At 43.9% G+C, this 19,275-nt stretch carries 17 protein-coding genes; 9 read left to right on the top strand and 8 right to left on the bottom strand.

All coding sequences use genetic code 11. From position 1 onward, the window contains the following. Positions 1 to 205: 205 nt before the first annotated feature. Positions 206 to 1,177 (bottom strand): DUF4917 family protein, encoded by a 972-nt coding sequence (locus H5300_RS12645; RefSeq protein ID WP_182796111.1) that lies wholly within the window; start codon positions 1,175 to 1,177, stop codon positions 206 to 208. A gap of 357 nt (positions 1,178 to 1,534) precedes the next feature. Between H5300_RS12645 and H5300_RS12640 the strand changes: the two genes are divergently transcribed. From H5300_RS12640 to H5300_RS12620, 5 genes are all read left to right on the top strand, one after another. Next, positions 1,535 to 2,491 (top strand): integron integrase, encoded by a 957-nt coding sequence (locus H5300_RS12640; protein WP_182796110.1) that lies wholly within the window; start codon positions 1,535 to 1,537, stop codon positions 2,489 to 2,491. Positions 2,492 to 2,599: 108 nt separating this feature from the next. After that, positions 2,600 to 3,499 (top strand): homocysteine S-methyltransferase family protein, encoded by a 900-nt coding sequence (locus tag H5300_RS12635; RefSeq protein ID WP_182796109.1) that lies wholly within the window; start codon positions 2,600 to 2,602, stop codon positions 3,497 to 3,499. Between the two features lie 113 nt (positions 3,500 to 3,612). Continuing rightward, a complete protein-coding gene (locus H5300_RS12630) occupies positions 3,613 to 4,623 on the top strand; it encodes a Gfo/Idh/MocA family protein (protein WP_182796108.1) in 1,011 nt (336 codons plus the stop codon). A 10-nt stretch (positions 4,624 to 4,633) separates the two neighbouring features. Continuing rightward, complete coding sequence (locus H5300_RS12625; RefSeq protein WP_182796107.1) at positions 4,634 to 6,154, top strand: SgrR family transcriptional regulator; 1,521 nt, start codon at positions 4,634 to 4,636, stop codon at positions 6,152 to 6,154. Positions 6,155 to 6,307: 153 nt separating this feature from the next. Further along, positions 6,308 to 6,706 (top strand): DUF1090 domain-containing protein, encoded by a 399-nt coding sequence (locus H5300_RS12620; protein WP_182796106.1) that lies wholly within the window; start codon positions 6,308 to 6,310, stop codon positions 6,704 to 6,706. Between the two features lie 101 nt (positions 6,707 to 6,807). Here the strand turns inward: H5300_RS12620 and H5300_RS12615 are convergent, their stop codons facing one another. From H5300_RS12615 to H5300_RS12595, 5 genes are all read right to left on the bottom strand, one after another. Then, positions 6,808 to 7,902, bottom strand: a complete 1,095-nt coding sequence (locus tag H5300_RS12615; protein WP_182796105.1) for an HDOD domain-containing protein — start codon at positions 7,900 to 7,902, stop codon at positions 6,808 to 6,810. Between the two features lie 234 nt (positions 7,903 to 8,136). Continuing rightward, the gene (locus tag H5300_RS12610; RefSeq protein ID WP_182796104.1) at positions 8,137 to 9,192 is read right to left on the bottom strand and encodes an alcohol dehydrogenase family protein; all 1,056 of its coding nucleotides are present in this window, start codon (positions 9,190 to 9,192) and stop codon (positions 8,137 to 8,139) included. Beyond that, on the bottom strand, positions 9,189 to 9,707 hold the full coding sequence (locus tag H5300_RS12605) for a TetR/AcrR family transcriptional regulator (RefSeq protein ID WP_182796103.1): 519 nt from the start codon (positions 9,705 to 9,707) through the stop codon (positions 9,189 to 9,191). The genes H5300_RS12610 and H5300_RS12605 overlap by 4 nt, the downstream gene beginning before the upstream one ends. 212 nt (positions 9,708 to 9,919) lie before the next feature. After that, positions 9,920 to 11,374, bottom strand: a complete 1,455-nt coding sequence (locus tag H5300_RS12600; RefSeq protein WP_182796112.1) for a glutathione synthase — start codon at positions 11,372 to 11,374, stop codon at positions 9,920 to 9,922. 123 nt (positions 11,375 to 11,497) lie between these two features. Further along, a complete protein-coding gene (locus H5300_RS12595; protein WP_017082825.1) occupies positions 11,498 to 12,445 on the bottom strand; it encodes a LysR substrate-binding domain-containing protein in 948 nt (315 codons plus the stop codon). A gap of 120 nt (positions 12,446 to 12,565) precedes the next feature. On the opposite strand from H5300_RS12595, the gene add reads away from it, so the two are divergent. Next, entirely contained in the window at positions 12,566 to 13,564 is a 999-nt protein-coding gene (gene add, locus H5300_RS12590; RefSeq protein ID WP_017085530.1) for an adenosine deaminase, read from the top strand. A 141-nt stretch (positions 13,565 to 13,705) separates the two neighbouring features. Beyond that, positions 13,706 to 14,278 (top strand): sugar O-acetyltransferase, encoded by a 573-nt coding sequence (locus tag H5300_RS12585; RefSeq protein WP_182796102.1) that lies wholly within the window; start codon positions 13,706 to 13,708, stop codon positions 14,276 to 14,278. 31 nt (positions 14,279 to 14,309) lie between these two features. On the opposite strand, the gene H5300_RS12580 is transcribed toward H5300_RS12585, so the two are convergent. Further along, a complete protein-coding gene (locus tag H5300_RS12580; RefSeq protein WP_182796101.1) occupies positions 14,310 to 15,245 on the bottom strand; it encodes an AraC family transcriptional regulator in 936 nt (311 codons plus the stop codon). A gap of 327 nt (positions 15,246 to 15,572) precedes the next feature. Here H5300_RS12580 and H5300_RS12575 point away from each other — a divergent pair, with 327 nt between their 5' ends. After that, positions 15,573 to 16,817, top strand: coding sequence for a dipeptidase (locus tag H5300_RS12575; protein ID WP_182796100.1), 1,245 nt, complete (start codon positions 15,573 to 15,575; stop codon positions 16,815 to 16,817). Positions 16,818 to 17,101: 284 nt separating this feature from the next. Continuing rightward, on the top strand, positions 17,102 to 17,809 hold the full coding sequence (locus H5300_RS12570; RefSeq protein ID WP_017078485.1) for a GntR family transcriptional regulator: 708 nt from the start codon (positions 17,102 to 17,104) through the stop codon (positions 17,807 to 17,809). Positions 17,810 to 18,030: 221 nt separating this feature from the next. On the opposite strand, the gene H5300_RS12565 is transcribed toward H5300_RS12570, so the two are convergent. Beyond that, complete coding sequence (locus tag H5300_RS12565) at positions 18,031 to 19,230, bottom strand: enolase C-terminal domain-like protein (RefSeq protein ID WP_017111182.1); 1,200 nt, start codon at positions 19,228 to 19,230, stop codon at positions 18,031 to 18,033. Positions 19,231 to 19,275 lie beyond the last annotated feature (45 nt).

Raw genomic sequence — 19,275 nt, 5'->3', positions numbered from 1 at the left:
AATCGTCGATAAGTAGGCCGAATGTAGAGCGGCAGTCCAAAACCCATCAACATAAGTTTAGCGGATGTTTGACAACCGGGGGAATCCATGTAGCCGCGTTAAGTGGTGAGCAACGCTACCACCAACCTAAAATATTGTGCCGTAAACACTAAAGCTGAATCAAACCGAAAATGCCAAGCGTTGGGAATCCGTCTTAAACGCTTTGTTATGTGTTTACCTGCCCTAAAGGATGGGAGCTAGAATCAAAGAATACAATCTCTTTCTTTGAACCGTGAAAGTAGGTTTGAACTTCATTGATAAACTTTGATTTATCTTTGTCCTCCATCCCTGTGAACACGCTAATGGCGATTTTTTCAGCATTATTTTCCTTAAAAGCACTCAAGATATGAGCGTCATAGTCCTCGCTCAGTGAATGCCCAAAAACAACAAAGTTACCTGGCGCTTTTGAAAATCGGTTGTAACAAAAATTCAAGTAATCGTTTGAGCGTATGCGCCTTAACTTGAATTCAGATTTACCTTCAGAAATAAACAGTGGAGTGTCTTTGAAGCCTGACTCATCGATAATTTCAGAGATCGATGTCTCTTGGGTCGCTGTAACCTTAAATGTGTAACCGTCAGGTGACTCTTGAAGGTGTATTGCACCATGAAGATAATATAAGGCTGATTTAGAACCAATTATTTTAGTGTCAGACAAATTAAAGACACACGCTTTGTTCCAAAAAAAATCACAAAAACTGTCACTATTGGATTTCATCACTGACCAATAAGGAATTAAGTCATAATTAGTCGTATATATCGAGCGAAATTTCCTAAGCTGAGTGTTTATATTTAGTGCCGGTACACCGCCATAGGTCACGTGTGATGCATTTACAGCTTCTATTAGCGATTTTCTAACATTCAGATATAGCGACTTTATTGCATCGAGATTGTAAAAGTTAACAATGTATGCATGGTAAATAATCCTTAAAACCTCTTCAAAATTGACCGTATCTACCTTCTCAAATATCTCTTGGGCATACGGATACATTTTGATTCCGAGCTTTTTAACGTTATCTAACAACGTCCAATAATGAAACTTATCACTAATTCCAATACTAAAGCCATTTCCTAATAACAGATTTCGCCATGAATCATCGTCAACATCTTTCCACTGCTTTATTTCTATTAAATTATCCATCTAACAACTACCTTACAATTCCGAAATATCAGACACATAACATTTTAATATCGTGCAATCACGAATCCATCCGCTTAACATATCAAAAAGGTCGCTCATAACCAACTGAATGCTATGCATTTAATATAAAAGTGGGTTTAAACATTAAGTGTGAAAACGTGCAAGCACACATTGCCGCCTATATAACGCTCGCCTTCATTCTTAACCATTCACCAATCCATATATTAATCAATAACTTAAAATCAATCTCTCGTTAAATTCGTGCTCAATCAGAGTTAAAAACCACTCTTTTTTAAGTCATTAATTATTCAACAAGCAATAAACTGTCTGTATGTACAGATTTTGTGAGGGGGATATATGGCGAGTCAATTCATGCAGGCAATTTGCGAACATATGACGATGCGGGGCTATAGTCGCAGGACAATCAAAGCCTACTGTTATTGGATTAAGTACTACATTCATTTTCATAAAATGAAACACCCTGAACAGATGCATGCACCTGAAGTTGTCTCCTTTCTTTCTCATTTAGCTAATCAACAAAAAGTCGCCATCAATACTCAAAAGGTAGCGCTCAATGCTCTAGCCTATTTATACAATCAATTTATTAAGCAACCTCTAGGAGACTTAGGGTTTAGCTATGCGACTCGGTCTCGAAAAATTCCTAGCGTACTCAATCATTCGGAAGCTATCTCGGTGATCAATGAAATAGATCCTAAATATCAACTGTTTTTTCGCTTGTTGTATGGTTCAGGTTTGAGAGTATCGGAATGCCTGAGGCTTCGAGTACAAGATATAGACCTAAAACAAGGGTCTCTCACTGTTCACGATGGGAAAGGAAATAAAGACCGAGTGACAATTTTAAGTTTTTCACTCACTGAAGCTATACAAGACAAAATTGCACAAGTTGCAGTTCTGCTTGCTAAAGATAACTTGAATGGGTTTGGGCCATCTTTGCCTCACCGATTAGGCAAAAAATACCCGAGTGCCTATCGACAACTTGCTTGGATGTACCTATTCCCATCAAAATCCGTCACTCAACACCCAGAGTCGGGGATAGTATGCCGACACCACCTACATGATTCGGCACTCCGAAAAACGCTGAAGAAGGCGACTAACTCTAACAAATTGCGCCACAAGCGAATTAGTTGTCATACTTTCAGGCACAGTTTTGCTACGCAACTTCTAAAGTCAGGCTCCGATATCAGAACGGTTCAAGAGTTACTGGGGCACAGTGATGTTAAGACAACTCAGATATACACTCACGTTATTGGGCAACACTTTAGTGGCACGACTAGCCCGCTAGACGGCGTATAACGAAACTCCATCATCGATAGTTGAACCTTGGCTTGATGGCTTCTGTCTGACAAGGTTGTCTGATATGGTGGCGGCAGAACTTCAGCAATTGTTTAGATAGTATTGAATATGAAAACACTAACCATACTTGATGGCGGCATGGGCCGAGAACTCAAAGAAATTGGCGCGCCATTTTCTCAACCGCTTTGGAGTGCTCAAGCGCTGATTGAAGCACCCGATTTTGTTAGCCAAGCGCATCAAAACTTTGTCGATGCAGGTGCTGAAATCCTGATCACCAATAGCTACGCCTGTGTGCCTTTTCATTTGGGTGAAGAACTCTTCGAACAACGAGGCTTTGAACTAGCCGCACTGTCTGGTGAGCTGGCTAAAGCAGTTGCTGACAATTCTACCCACACAGTGAAAGTCGCGGGCGCGATTCCACCGCCATTTGGCAGCTACCGACCAGACTTGTTTAAGGTAGAAGAAGCAACGCCGATCATTCAAACGCTTTACGATGCCCAAGATCCAAACATCGACCTTTGGATAGCGGAAACGATTTGTAGCCTGCAAGAATTCGAATCCATTCATGCGGTACTCAAGCAATCAAGCAAACCGTGTTATTACGCCTTTAGCTTGGAAGACACCAAGGGCGATTCTGCCAATATTCGTTCTGGCGAGAGCGTAACAGACTCAATCCAACTTGCCTGCCAATCAAACGCGAAAGGCATTATGTTTAATTGCTCAGTGCCTGAAGTGATGGATCAAGCCATTATCGATGCTAAGAAAGTGATCGATGAGCTAGGTAGTGATTTAGAAATTGGTGTCTACGCAAATAACTTTGCTCCTATCAGCAGCGAACATGAAGCTAATGACATGTTTCAAGAAATGCGTGAGCTGGATGGCCAAGGGTACTTAGCTTACGCTAAACGCTGGCACGCACTGGGCGCGAATATCGTCGGTGGCTGTTGTGGCATCGGGCCAAAACACATTCAAGCTCTAGCCGATTGGAAACGCTCCCTACAGAGCTAATCCTGAGCTTCAACTAGAATAAAATAAATAGAGAACAGGTTGAGAAATCTGTTCTCTATTTGTATGTGCCGCCTCTGAGTACACTGATACAAAACAACGATTTGGAATAACTGATGAGCGACACGCAACGCAAAATTAAATGGGGCATCGCAGGGCTAGGCAATATCGCCAATCGATTCGCGACTGCAGTCACAGAGCACTGTTTGCATGGTGAGCTGTATGCCGTTGCCGCAAGAGATCACTCACGCGCAGCCTCATTCGCCAACAAGTTTGGTTGCGACAAGGCTTATGGCTCTTATGAAGAGATGGCGAATGACCCAGCAGTAGAAGCGGTTTACATCGCCACCGTTCACCCATACCACCAGCCACTCGCAGAACTGTTTCTAAAGAACAATAAGCACGTATTGGTGGAGAAGCCGGCTTTTACCAACCTTGCTGACTGGCTTGAGATGAAAGCCCTCGCCAAGCAAAATGGCGTGATGCTGTTGGAAGCGATGAAAACCGTGGTGTTTCCCGCGTATCGTGAGCTTCAATCATTTTTGGTCGACAACAACATTCAGATAGATTCAATCGAAGCCAGCTTTGGTAACCATCACGACTATGAGCCCGATTTGTTTATCTTCAATCCGGATTTGTCAGGCGGAGCAACACTCGATGTTGGGGTCTATGGGCTTTGGTTCTTCTACGATCTGTGTCGAATTCTGGGTGTGACCCCTTCAAAACCTCAGGTAGAGATGTCGTGTCTTTATGAGGGGGCAAATGTTGATACCGACGCGTGCTTTACCTTCTCTGGTGATATGCACGGTAAGATATCGGCATCAACAGTGCAAAACCTTCCCCGATCAGCGCACTTGAGTGGGCCTGATACTAAGATCACCATTCATGAAAAATGGTGGAATCCGGCCTTTATTGAGATTGAACATCAAGGCAAAAAGTCGACCATCAACAAACGAGTGACGGGCAATGGGTTCGAATTTGAAATCGACCATTTTTCATATTTGGTGCTTCAAGGCAAAACTGATTCGAATATCCTAAACTCAGAGATAACCTCTCGTGTTCTCGACACGATGGAAAAAGCACTCATTGACTCTGGCTATCAACACTTAACTCAACCTCGTCGTTAGGAAAAGCAAATTGGGCAACCTTAAGCGCAAGCTTGAACTGTATGAAAAGATATTTCAGGCTTTTGGGCCTGGAGTATCACATTGTCAGGTCAACCAACTGGCCACACTCCTGCACGTGAGTGAACGCCACGTTCAGACCTTACTCAAAGCGATGACAACGCAAGGTTGGATTGAGTGGCAAGCTAGCTCAGGCCGCAGCAAGAAGGCACAGCTGACGTGTCTGGTTGAGCCCATTGAGGCGTGTTACCAATACGCGCAAACCCAAGCTGACGCAGGCAACATAGAACAGGTGTTTAGCACCTTGAGCTTCAATGGCCGCAATGCTGGCGCTGAGTTACAAGCCTTTCTAAGCAGCACCAATCCGTCGGCGCAGAATATCGCGTATATCCCGTTTCACCGAGAGCTCGAGGCTCTTCACCCTCAACGAGTACTTAGACGCACCGAACGCTTCCTAGTGATGCAAGTTTGCCAACGCCTTACCACCGTTCAGCACGGCAAACTCAGCGGCGATCTGGCTTATCATTGGCAGGCTAATCAAGATGCGACACAGTGGCACTTTCAGATTCGCAATGATGTTCGCTTTCATAATGGTCGAACGCTTGAACCTCATGACATAGCACGCAACCTAAACTCGCTCTGCCAAAGCAAAAGATGGCGTCGCTGTTATCAGCATATTGATGAGGTCTCTGTCTTGGCAGGCAATGTGGTTGTCGTGAAATTGAATCAACCTGATTGGCATTTACCGCGCTTACTTGCTAGGGCTGAAGCCTCCGTATTTGATAACTCATCACCGACTGATAGGTTGAATGGTTCTGGCGCGTTCTCATTAGACATATTCTCGAGCAAGATGTTGAGATTGAGCCGTAATAGCGCCTATTCACAAAGCACGCCGATTCTCAATCGAGTCGAATTGTGGGTTTATCCGGAATGGGCACAGAGTAAAGCCTGCGCTCAAAATCAGGTGTGCGTGAAACTGCCCGAAAAGACGACCACAGTGCGTGGCGATGACCATTCTTTCCAACCGGATTTCGGCTCAACCTTCTTTAAGATTCAAAACCCAGCGTTGATCAAAACAGAGCGTGAGTTCACCGTTGAAGACACCTCTGAATGCCAAGCCCTTTTCGAGCAGTTGTCAGTGTCTGGCGACCACAAAACCAGCGTGGAATATGGTCACTACCAAACTAACTACCTAACTACCAAAGATGTCGCGTTGTGTAGCATTATTGATGAGAACGACACCTTCACTTCGTGGTTAAGCTTTTTCACTCGCTTCCCGTTTGAGGACTTAACTTTGCCTGCTGAGATGCTAGAGAAAATCGAACAAGGCTTAGCCTCAATAACAAGCCAGCCAAACTTTGAGTTAGCGATGAATACACTGTTGGAACTCAAGCATTGGTTGAATGACTCTGGGGTTGTGGTTGAGCTCAAGCAAGAGGCGTTCAACTTAGAGGTTTCTGAAAAGATACACGGCGCGCAAGTGAATGGTTTCGGTTGGTGTGAGCTCGACAAGCTGTGGATTAGCCATTTGTAAGTCTAGCCATGTTCAAAAATAAGTCATTAGGCACAGCGGCTTATCTTTAACACTCCCCTGCCAATAGCAAAGAAATGGAGTGCTAATGTACTCTCGAAGTGAGACTCAACAAATATAAGCACAAACTAATTAGACCCAATAAGAAGGCAAACCATGACTCGACACCTAAAAGGCTCATTACTGTTTCTTTGCGCATTCTCTTTTAACAGCATGGCGAGCACCCAATGCGACGCACTAACTGGCTGTGAGAAGAAGTTCTGTGAGATCGAATATCAAATAAAGAAAGCGGAGCAGTACGATAATCAGTACAAAGTGGAGCGATTAACCACGGCGTTAAAAGCCGCGAAAGAGAACTGCACTAATGAAGGCTTGAAGGATGATCTCCGTGAGAAGATTGAATCCAATGAACAAGATTTAGCTGAATACCAAGCTGACCTAGAAGAAGCAAAAAGAGACGATAGAGCGGATAAAATCCGAAAGTATGAGGGTAAGATCGAAAAAGAACTGCGTAAAATCGATAAATTAAAGCAAGAACTGGCTAAGATCTCTTAATCGATAATTGAAACAAAAATGGTCTTACTACTTAGTAAGACCATTTAGAAAATACCGCTTTATGACGACTTCAGAATCAACCTAGCCAACGCCAGCCGTTATTATCCTACTAGCGCCAATTCAGACTCTTTATAAATCCGGTTAGCCACTTTGTATGCCGCCGGAGACATCAGTGTCTCTTTGCATCTGCGCTTAAACTGCTCGACTTCAATCGTTTGTTCTTCCAATAAATAGTACAACTCACTCAAGTAGTTAGCTTCAAACACAGCTTGACCAAGTGGTGTGCATTCGTATCGGCTCGACTCTTGGTAGCCAATTGCGGTCAACACAGACTCTGGCAGCTCCCAGAACTTAGCAATGGTGTAAGTCAGGCGAATAGAGTAGCTGTTCATCAGGCGCTTCAATGCCAACGAGTTAGGCGGAACAGAAGGATCAACATGCTTGAAGGCTTCTACCATCATCTGGAAAATGATCATCTTGCCTAAGTTGCGAATTAACCCAACAAAGTATGCCGCTGCTTGATCTTCTTGAGATGAAGAGTCTTTCATCAACTCCTTAGAAAACGACGCGGTTTGAACACTGTGATTCCAAATTTTCTCACCGAAATGACGCCAGTAAATATTGTTCCCCGGCGTGAAGTTCTTCATGTAGCTATTCACCACCCCTTCAACAAGCCCTTGAGAACCCATATTTAGGAATGCTGTTTTTAGGTCAATAACCTGTTTTTCATTGCGTTTGTAAAAGGCGCTATTTGCCAACTTAATCACATCGGCAGCCATACTCGGCTCGCGCTCAATCACTCTTAACAAAGCATCGACATCAAACTCATCGCTCTGTAATTCTGCCATTAACGTGGTCACAGAGGCTGGCATCACTGGCAGTTCATTAAGCAAAGCTTTTGGAGAGCGAATCAAACGTTCGATCTGACAAGCGACAAAATCACTAAATGGGTCTGACTCCGTTCGAAGGCGAGACTCTCCAAACAAATAATCAAGGAACTCACCATCGTGAAGGCTAAGCGTATTATCGACGATTAATGATGATGGTTGAGCTGACGAAGGCGGAACAAAGATTGAAGACCGAACAGAATCAGTAGCAACGGTTTGTTGTTGCTCTTGTTGGACAGGCTCTGCAGAGGGTTTGTTTTTTGAATCAACAAAAGGCGAGAATAGTGCCTGCAATACCCTTTTAAACATCAATACGGCTCCTAGATGAATACAACATAGATAGGGATATATAACGGCGGTGATTATCGCACAGTTAATTAATAAACCACACAGTGACAAATGAATCATTAACTTTTCAACTGTATAAGATCTGTTACTCAACAGCCTGCGAGACTAGGCCTCCTGTATTCACCAGAAACAAAAAAGCGAGCACATGACACTGGCTCGCTCTTACATAAATCTAAACCGTGAAGCTGACTAAAACTAGCGCTCTGCCACTTCCAACACGATCTTACCAACGTGTTTTTTCTTTAAGAACTCATCTTGCGCTTTATGAATATCGGCTAACGGATAAGACTCTGCGACGATGGCGCCAATCTGCTGCTTCTCAATACGGTCGACTAGATTCTGGAATACCTGTGGCTCTAAAACCGTGCAACCAAAAAAGCTGAGATCTTTGAGATACAAAGTGCGAACATCAAGCTCAACCATAGCGCCACCAATTGCGCCAGATACGGCATAGCGGCCATGTGGTTTCAGCACTTCAAGGAATTCCGGCCATTTGTCACCTGCCACCAAATCGATAACCACATTGACGCTACTTTCGCCTAGCGCTTTAACCAAATCCACATCACGGGCAATCACTTCATCAGCGCCAAGTTCAAGTAACTGTTGGTTCTTGCTTGGGCTGGTAATCGCAATCACATACGCGCCGCGAGCTTTTGCTAGCTGAATAGCCGCAGAGCCCACACCACCCGATGCGCCGGAGATAAGCACGCGATCACCCTCAACCACATTCGAGCGAGTCAGCATGTTTTCTGCGGTCGAGTAAGAGCATGGGAAAGACGCCAGTTCAACATCCGACATTGTGCTGTTCACCGCGTAAGCGTGCTTAGCTGCTACTTTGGTGTATTCAGCAAAACCGCCATCGCACTCAGAGCCGAAATACCATGGCTGTGGTAGATCTCGCCCGTACACTTCAGTCAGACAAGGTTCAATCAGAACACGCTCGCCAATACGTTCAGCCGAAACTTCGTTACCAACGGCTACGATGAAACCGCACACGTCAGCACCTTGAATGCGAGGGAATTTCAACGCTTCGCCAGACCAACTAGCATCGTCTGAGTCATCACTTTTTGCATACCAACCGATTCGCGTGTTGATGTCGGTGTTGTTCACGCCTGCTGCCATGACTTTGATCAGCACTTCATTAGGCTCAATTTGTGGAACAGCAATATCTTCACGGTAACCCAGCATCTCTGCACCACCGTGCCCTAACATCTCTGCGCCTTTCATTGTTTTTGGCACTTCAAAATTCATACTGTTTCCTTGAGTAATTTTGTCACCATATTCTGTGCCGATGCCACAGCTTCTTCGCCCAATACTGGCCACGCACTTGATACGCCTTCATGAAGTAAAAAGAGCTCTGAAGCGAGGTCTTCTCTTTGGCTTTGCTTAGCCATTAACGCCTGAACTTCTTTCTTATGCTCGATTACGGCTTGGTTAATCAGTTCGTTGTCAGGAAAAGCAGCCAGTGCGTTCATAGATAAACAACCGTGCGGCGCGTACTCTTCCATCCACTGTTGAAGCTTGTTGAAGATATGAGTAATCGCTTGGTAGCCCGAGCTAGGGGAATCTTCCAACAGCAGACTCAAGTAGCGCTGATGACGATGTTCTAACGCCCCGACGATCATCGCTTCTTTTGAAGGGAAGTGTTTATACAAGGTTCTTAGGCTTACATCGCACGCCGTTTTTAGCTGTGCAACACTCGGCTCAGCAAAACCTTGCTGGCTAAACGCCACCTCTAAGCTTGCTGCAATCTGTTCTCTCAACATAGTGCTCTCTTAATACTGAATACCAATCGTAGTAAGTAACAGTGATAGGTATAACAACAGGTAGAATGGTTGCTCTACCCACAGAGTAGAACGATCATTCTACCTGTGTCAATGAGATCTTTTTATAGAGCCCTAAAAACGAAAAATCCCGGATCCAATTAGTAGATGCGGGATTTCAATTATCAAAACCACTAGATTATTGCTTAGTGAAATTAGGATTCAATCAGTGTTAAAGAATCCAAAATCCCTTTACCACTGTGGATTCCACCTTCATTTTCGCTAGCGGGTTTGCTGCGGATCAAGTAGCCCGCGTAACCGCCTAACTCTGTTACTGGTTCACCTTTGTAGTAAGCAGTGAACAAACCCACTTCGCTGACTAAATCTGTCACTAGCGTTTGTTGGGTGTCACGTACAGCAATGGTCGGCACGTCACGCTCATGCGGGTACAAGCGCTGCATCAATGCCCACGCGTCGTACTCTTCTGGTTTAAGCTGGCTCAGTTGTTCGCTGATGTCATCACCAAAAACACAATGACCACCGCCCTCGCCTTGGTTTTTCAACACCCACTCTTGCTTATCAGCTTGGGTGTTAAACCATTCAATCGATTCACTGGTGATAGGCTTCATATCGGCCAGAACACTCTTGAGAAGTTCGGCTTCTTCTCGCGTTAAACCCCAACGTGCGTATTCTGCTGCAGGCATCACGGTCAGTAACATTTGCATGGTTTTACTGGTCGCTAATTGCTGGCTTATGGTCGCGTTCATCGCGACATGGTGTTGCTCCATAAACAAGCGAGTCTGACTTAGCGTGTGGCAACAAACCGACTCATTGAGTTCTGGAGCCCAGTAATCTGAATACTGATAGCCGGCTCTTAGGTACACCACATCGACAGCGCCGACATCTTTCAGTAACAAGCGTTGATTATCACCTGATGAAAGCTGACAGCTCAATTGTTCAAAGGTACGACGAACCGTACGAACTCCTTGTTTTTGTAGCTCGACTTCAAGCAAGTGTTGGTCATATACGTTGTCTTCGTTCTTCTGCACCACCATCAAGAAAACCGGTTTATCTTGCTCTTTAAAGTCGCTTTTCACTTGCCTTGCAGCATTAGCGATACCATAAGCCAACTGGGTTAAACCTTGGTTTTCAGCCGGTGCTGCTGAGGGATCTTCCAACCAATGGTTATAAACGTTTGGCCATTGGTTCTGCATGAACGCATGAAATTCTGTTGCGCGTTGACCAAAAGGCGCCATCCCTGCTGCAATGCCATTGAATTCAATCACTTTTGCACCGTGTTGGCGATCGTCCATGAAATCAGTGCGCATTAATAGCAATGGTTGGCGAGCAGGATAAAGTCGATGAGACAGCTCGCCATGTGCTTGTTGATGCAGCTCCATCAAGCGGCCAAAAAACGGATCTGCTTTGGCCATATCACTCAATGATGACTGCAAGAAATCATGATCTTCGGAAACATTGCTGATTAACTTGGTGATCAGCGGTGTTACCTTCAACAAGTGTTCAAAAACCTCACGCTCCATAGTCATAGGAGCAATGCTGAAAGGACAATGCCTAGCGGTATTATCTGGCTGGCGAAACGCAACACCGTGCATGATCGCCCACTCACACGCGTCTTCAATAATTTGTTGCGGAATCAATGACGTGAGCATTGGATTCATTTTGGTCTCTCACTATTAACTGGGATTAAGCGCTCTACTAAGACGATGCCCATTCTAAAAAGACGAAAACAAAGCGAAAAATATTTCACTTCTTTGAATACTTCAGTTAATGACTTACATCTGAGTGTCTTGGGTTTTATTGACGATCAAATCACGCAACCATTTATGGCTCGGTTCTGAATCGAAGTATTTATGCCACAATAGGAACAAACCTCCCGGTACCAAATCAACCGGAACGGGCTTCATCACCAACTCTCCGCTATCAATGTAATCGCGTACCGAGTTGTATGGATAACACATTAACAAGTCGCTCTGCTTGCACAGCTTGATGGCACTGGTGATATCTGAAACGTTAGCCGCCTTGTTGATCTCCAGTTGCTTAGAATTGAGCACTTCCATCAATAGCCAGTCACCCGCACCACCTGTCACCAACTGTATATGTCGATATTTCAAAAAGGTGTCGAGATTCCACTCCTCTTGCAACGCAGGATGGTCATTACGCATCAAACACACCGAGTAATCCAAGCACAGCTCGACGTAGTCAAGTGCATCAGGAATACACTGCACGTGGGTAGAAGCGCGCTCATCTAGCTCAAAAATACCGATACCAAAATCCACTTCACGCTTTAATAATCGCTTGAAGCTGTCGCTGCTCCACGTTGAACTGTTAACGGTAATGTGAGGCGCATCCGCGAGCGCAGTCGGCATAAAGTGCGGATAAATCGCCGTGTAGGCGGTTTCGACAAGGTCTATAGTGAAGGTACGCTCACTGTCTTTAGGGTCGAAAACTTCGGGAACGGTCAGCTTTTCGATTTGCAGTAGGATTTGATGGATCTTAGGCGCTAACGCGAGTGCTTTGGGTGTGGGAAATAGCCCTTTGGATTCACGCTCAAACAGCGGATCATCAAACAAAGCTCTCAGCTTAGTGAGCTGTTTACTTACCGCAGACTGGCTCAAAAAGAGTCGCTCTGCTGTTTTACTCACACTTCGTTCTTCAATAAGAACGTGTAGGCAAAGCAGCAAATTCATGTCGCATTTAAGTAAGCTTTTAACATCTACCATGATATTCCCTAAATTCAGGTTAATGATGATTAATTGTCACTTTAAATCATATCATGGTCTTGGTAAATTTAGCGCATGTGAGTTAACACGCTCAAATAATAATAGAATTAAGGAATACTCATGGATTTTCTAGCACTACCAAAGATTGATTTACACTGCCACCTAGACGGAAGTGTTCGCCCAGATACGATTATTGACCTAGCAAAACAGTACAATATCGAACTACCTGAAGATCGCGACGCGGTTGTTCAATCTCTAACGGTGCCAGAAGATTGTAAAAACCTAGATGAGTATCTGGCTTGTTTCAGCCTGCCACTACAAGTAATGCAGACTGAAGAAGCGATTGAGCGTATCTCTTTCGAGCTTTACGAAGACGCTGCACTAGAAAACGTTAAGTACCTAGAAGTTCGTTTCGCACCAATCCTGCACGTAAACAAGGGCTTGTCTCTTGATACGATCATTGCAAGTGCAGTAAAAGGCATGAAGCGTGCAGAAGAGAAATACGACATAAAGGGCAACTACATTATGTCTGTACTTCGTATGTTCCCGAAAGATTCGATCAAAGACGTGATCGACGCAGGCCAACCTTACCTAGGTAAAGGCGTGGTTGCGTTTGATATCGCTGGCGGTGAAAAGCCGGGCTTCTGCGCTGAATTCCCTGAGTACACACAATACGCACTTGAAAAAGGCTACCGCATTACAGTTCATGCTGGTGAACAATGGCACGGTCAAAACGTTTACGATGCAGTAACACTGCTTGACGCTGAGCGTATCGGCCACGGTGTTCACATCCAAGGTAACGAAGACGCGTACAACATCGTTAAAGAGAAGCAAGTTGCGCTTGAGACTTGCCCAACAAGTAACGTGCAAACTAAGTGTATTCACAAATTCAGCGACCACCCAATTGCTGAATTCAAGAAAGACGGCATCGTTGTGACCATCAACACAGACAACCGTACTGTGTCGAACACAACCATGACCAACGAAGTGAAGCGTGTGTGTGAAACGTTCGGTCTAACTAAAGAAGACTACGCAGAGATCTACAAGTACTCTGTAGACAGCGCTTTTGCTTCAGACGAAGTGAAACAACACCTAATGGGTTTCGTTGAGCAAATCTAATTTGTAGAGCTTGTCTTTGCCTTTGTTAAGCAAGGCTCACATAGAGACACAAAACAGGAAGAGAAAGGCTTAGGCTTTTCTCTTTTTTTATGTCCAATTATCCGTATTCTAGTACCCATGTTGACTAGTGAGGTGCAAGCGATGAAAACGAAAACAGAACTCGAGAAAATGCTGTCCGGCGAGATTTTTGATGGCGCAGACCATGAGATAGACCACATGCGCACTCACGCCAGCAAGGCGCTATCAGACTTGAATCAATGTTCAGACGATACTCACCTCCCAAATCTTCAGGCTAATCTGTTTGGTAAAGTAGGAAGCAGCGTTGTCCGTCCGCCTTTTCATTGTGAGTTTGGCAAAACCATCGAGATCGGTAACGACACCTTTATCAACATGAACGTGGTGATGCTTGATGGCGCGAATATCAAGATTGGTAACAATGTATTGATAGGGCCAAGTGTCCAGTTTTACACAGCCTCTCACTCACTGGATTATCTCAGCCGCCGTAAATGGGAAACTTTCTGCCTACCTATCACAGTCGAAGATGATGTGTGGATTGGTGGAAACTCAGTCATCAACCAAGGCGTAACGATTGGTGCTCGCTCTGTGATCGCAGCCAACTCAGTGGTCAACAGTGATGTACCACCAGATTGCCTATACGGCGGCACGCCAGCCAAGCTCATTCGGCATTTGAATACTGAGCAACAAAGCGACTAGTTCAGAAGTAATCTATGAAAGGCCATGTTTATCACTCAACATAGCCTTTCTTCCACTGAAGTGGTGTTATTCCATTCGCTCGCTTAAACGCTCTTATAAATTGTGAGGCATCTGCGTATCCCAAGTGAAGCGCGATATCTGAGATCGAATAATCTTGCTCAGTCATAACACGCTTGGCGAATTCAAAAGACAGAGCCTCTTTAATGGTTCGAAAGGTCGTCCCCTCTTCACTAAGCGCCCTCTGAATTGTGCGCTTACCCATTCGGTTTATCTGACCAAACGAGACCAAATCTACATCTACTCGACCGATATAAGGAAGTAATGCTTGTGTCACCTTGAAGGTAGAAGTAGTAGCCGTTGATACCGCTTTGATTGAACAATCTCGACCAATGGGGTTATACGAAATGCACGCCTCAGTTTGACCTAAGTACTGTGGTGTTTCCGTTTGTATTCTCAGCTCACTTAACGCACTCGCCGACACTGAAACTAAGTCGTAGCGAATTGGCTTATCAATATCAGTCTGTTGAGATTTAAAATAAGCGTGGCTATAAACGATCAAAAATAGCTCGGCTTCAATACCATTGAGCGAGCTATTAGATACTAGAAATGAAAGCTTTAATGACTGTGAGGACGATTCGACTGACCATTGTTCAAACGGAAAAAGAGACAGAAAATCTCGAGCTAAAAGGTTGGAAAAATCGAGTTCGAGAGTTGCTCGTTGAGCACAGTCTAATAAAGAAGAAACAAACACCTCGGATGGTAATACGTTCCTCAACCCCTCTAAGAACTGCGTAAACACATTAAACGAGACATATTGAGCAGGTGAAGTATCCATTGAGAATGGCATGCTCACTTGAACTGCGAGCGCTTCTATCGCGGCGTGATATGGAGTTAATGACTTATCTTCTCGGACGCACTGCTGGAAATGACTCACAACACTCTTCGCAATCAATGGTAATTCAAGCATCAGTACACGATTCCTTTGTCTTGTTCAAAACAGGTCAAATCCACAACTCAACCCAATATCAGCATCAATTTCTGCATCAATACAGTCTAAGTTCAGTGGCACAAAATGCACATTTTACTTTTCTAGCTTAGCTACTATTACCTCAAGTTAACAAGAGGCGCTTTAAGTTTTTAGCATTAAGGCGAAATCACAATTCAGGACGTAACGCTTTGATTACAAAGTATGACAAGGTTATCAATTTTAAATAACTCGACGATACCGTCAGGGTCTACTATTAAATCTAGGCATAAATATAAATGGACTTAAGCCAGTAATTGAGAGGTTTTCATGTTTAAAAAGATAACGTTCGTAGCAGCAAGCATTGCAATGAGTGTTGGTGTTGCACAGGCAAGTGTTGAGAGTAAGACCTGGCCTGCATCAGATAAGGCTAAAACATTTGTTCAAGACACCATTGTCATTGGTATGCTCGCGAGCCCTTACGGTGCAGGTTGGCAGGACGAGCAACAACTGTTGGATTACTTCCAAGATGCTCGTGATGCAGGTATCACAGGGCATGAATACACCATTACCGCTGCTGATCACAACTTTGATGACTTCTTGTTTCACCATCATAAACACCGCTCTGCGATGGCAAAACAACCTGATAATTTCATCATCGCGCATTCCAATAATGACATTGAGAAAGCGCACACCGAAGGCAAAACTGCCGTACTTTGGAACAGCCAAACTGCCACTATCTTGGAAGAAGATGTGACAAAAATGGCGATTCTAAAAGACATGGGCTTAAAAAGCATGATCTTGGCGTACAACGATATTTTCAGAACAGGCTCAGGGCAATTAGCAGCATTTAACGGTAGAGATATTGGCCTAACACCTTGGGGGGAGTCTGTTATTGATTCGATGGTCGAGTATCAGATCATTCTCGATCTCAGCCACACGGGCTCAAAGACAGCAAATGACGCGATGGATTACATGGAAGAGAAATATCCTGGAACCCCATTTGTTTACACGCACTCAGTGCCAGCAGGGCTTTATAAGAGTGAGCCAGATGCAACGCCAAAAGGTTGCTACCGTGCTATTCCTGACGATGAAGCGATACGCGCAACTAAATCAGGTGGCTACGTTGCTCCAACCTTCACTGAATGGATGATGGACGGCGTTTGGCCTGAAGATATTTCTCCAGTGCAAGCTGCTGATATGATCGATTACTACGTGAAATTGGTAGGCGTTGACCACGTAGGTATCGCAACTGATGATATGTTCTCTACCGCAATGGTTGTGGATTTCGCAACCAAGAACGCGAAAATGTACGACGATGGCGGCTACATGATTGAGGCGTTCAACAAAGGCGCTACCGGTAATGGTGAACTGTCGAAGATCCTAGCGGCGATTACTGATGAACTGTGGAAACGCGGTTACAGCAACGATGATCTTGCCAAGATCTACGGTGGTAACAAGATGCGAGTGTACGCTCAAGTATCTGAAGGTGCAGACCCTGACGAGTTCCAAAAAGAGTATACAAAGCGTCTAAAAGCGCTCACCAAGTTAAGAAACGAAAACTTAGCTATGTAGCTCGCTACTAAGAAGGCTCAAACATTCGAAGCACGTCCTATTGGTCGTGCTTTTTTATTAGCTAATTGTATGTAACCTCATCCTTCCTCCTCTCTAATCTAATCAAGAAAGAGAATGAAGTCCCCCCCTAGATATAACCCTCGAATTCGCCCTCCAAAACACCCTATTTCTCATCATCTAATTGGCCTTCTATGTTAGAATTATCGGCTAGTTCGGAATGCGCTGAGTATCTGATTTAGTTAACTATAATTTAATCACCATGAGTGCTTTTTTAAGTTTTTAGAATGAAAAAATATGAATTAGTTGTTCAAGATATTGTGAGCAAAATTTGCCAAAACAGTATCAGCCATAAGCTTCCTGCAGAACGAGAACTATCTGAAATATATGGATTATCTCGTTTCACTATTCGTAAAGCACTAGCCAAGCTAGAGGCTATTGGCATGGTGAAATCTAAGGTGGGTTCTGGTTACTTCGTCAACACTTCTCTCATTGGTACACCACTGGTGTACAACTCCATTACTGAAAACAGTTTTGAAGAGATCTCTTATAAAAAGCTCCAGCTAAATAAAGCGCTACCCGATAACCACGAACAGCAGATTTTTTCTTTAGACGACAATGACTACATTTGGAAAATTAGACGTCTTCGATTGATTAACAATAAAGTAGTCCAGATTGAAGAAGCCAAGATCCCTGTAAGCGTCTTCCCTGAAATGAATGCCGAGATCATTGAAAGCTCAATCCAGAAACATGCGCTAGCGAAAGGCCTTCAGATCGATAGCTACTTAACGACCTACCAAGCGATCAATGTTTCTAAAGAAGATGCAGAGCTACTTGGCTGCAAAAAAAATGCAGCAGCGATGAATATCACCAACCGAGGTTTCTTGGCATCGGGTGAACTGTTCATCGTCAGCGATATTATCGATATCAATTACCAATGCACCTACCACACGCCTTTTAACAGTGAGAGCATGAGCTTCCGAGATAAGAAGTAATAATTTATTTAGATGCTCACCATTTTAGTTAATTTAAATAACTAACCCAGTTAAGTATTTACAATCAAAAACCTATAAGTTAATAACTGTACTCAAATATTTATTATTTACAATCTTGCTATCTGAAAATAAATTATAGACCTTTGATAAATTTAATTGAGTAATTAATACTAGTCAAAAAAATGGCCGCTTTAAGCGGCCATTTTAATTAACTCGATGAGTTATGGAGTGTGAATCGCGCCATCAGGAAGGCGACTTTGAGTCCACTCGTGGGGGCGATACATAACAGGGAACTCGGCTGCAACCTCTCGGTCGATTTCAACACCAATACCTGCGATTTCAGAAGCGTATAAGTAGCCATTAATTGGCTCTGCAGCGTTCGGGAATACCTTGTGCGTATTCTCGTTGTACTCGACATGTTCTTGAATAGCGGCATTGTGTAAATGCACATTCAAATGCGTGTTTACCGCTGCACCAATTGGCGTCATATCTGGTGGGCAATGCCATGCAATACGAACACCGAAGTTCTGACATAGATGGCCTAGTTTCAGGGCTGGAGTAATGCCACCAATCTGTGAAACATGGCAACGAATGAAATCAATGCGACGGTTAGCAATCAATGATTTCCACTCTTCAGGGTTATTAAACAATTCGCCTAAACCCAATGAAACCGAACTTTGACTGCGAATATTATCCAGCCATTCCGTTTGATTTGGCGGCAGAATATCTTCAATGAAGTAAGGCTTATATTGCTCAACTTCTTTGGCAAATTGTATTGCTTGATTTGGGAAAAGGCGCTCATGAACGTCATGAAGAATATGGAATTTATTACCATATTTCTCTCTAAGCGACTTAAACATCGTTAGTGTATTGTCCATGTACTGATCTTGGTCGTAGTACGAGCCTTCAGTCGGGTTTTGAGTGGTATGCAAATCGGTTGGAACGCCGCCATAGAAACCAAGCTGACAACGAATGTGCTTGTAGCCTTTGTCTAGGAAAGACTCCACCAGCTCATAAATACCTTCCATCGTGTCGCTAGTCGCGTGTGTGTATACAGGAATAGCATCACGAGACTTACCACCAAATAACTGGTGTAGCGGCATGCCCGCCAATTTAGCTTTGATATCCCACAGTGCCATATCAACACCGGAAATTGCATTATTGATAACAGGGCCATTTCGCCAATAAGCGTTGACCATCATCATTTGCCATAAGTCTTCAATATTATTGGCGTTTTTACCAATAAGAATAGGTTTTAAATATTCATCGACCATTGTTTTTACAGCAAGCGGTCTTTGTTGGAATGTCGCACAACCAAACCCAGTCACGCCTTCATTCGTTTCAACTACCACGGTAATGAGATTGTGTCTGTCTGGCTTAGTAATAATACAATGGATATCAGATATAATAGTTTCTTTCACAATTAAATAACCTAAACTTAAGTCAACTCCTATTATCTAACCGCT

The sequence above is a fragment of the Vibrio sp. SG41-7 genome (assembly GCF_014164465.1).
Taxonomy (GTDB): Bacteria; Pseudomonadota; Gammaproteobacteria; order Enterobacterales; family Vibrionaceae; genus Vibrio; species Vibrio splendidus.
Note: the sequence above shows the minus strand (reverse complement) of the source record. Positions and strands in the feature narration are given on the sequence as shown.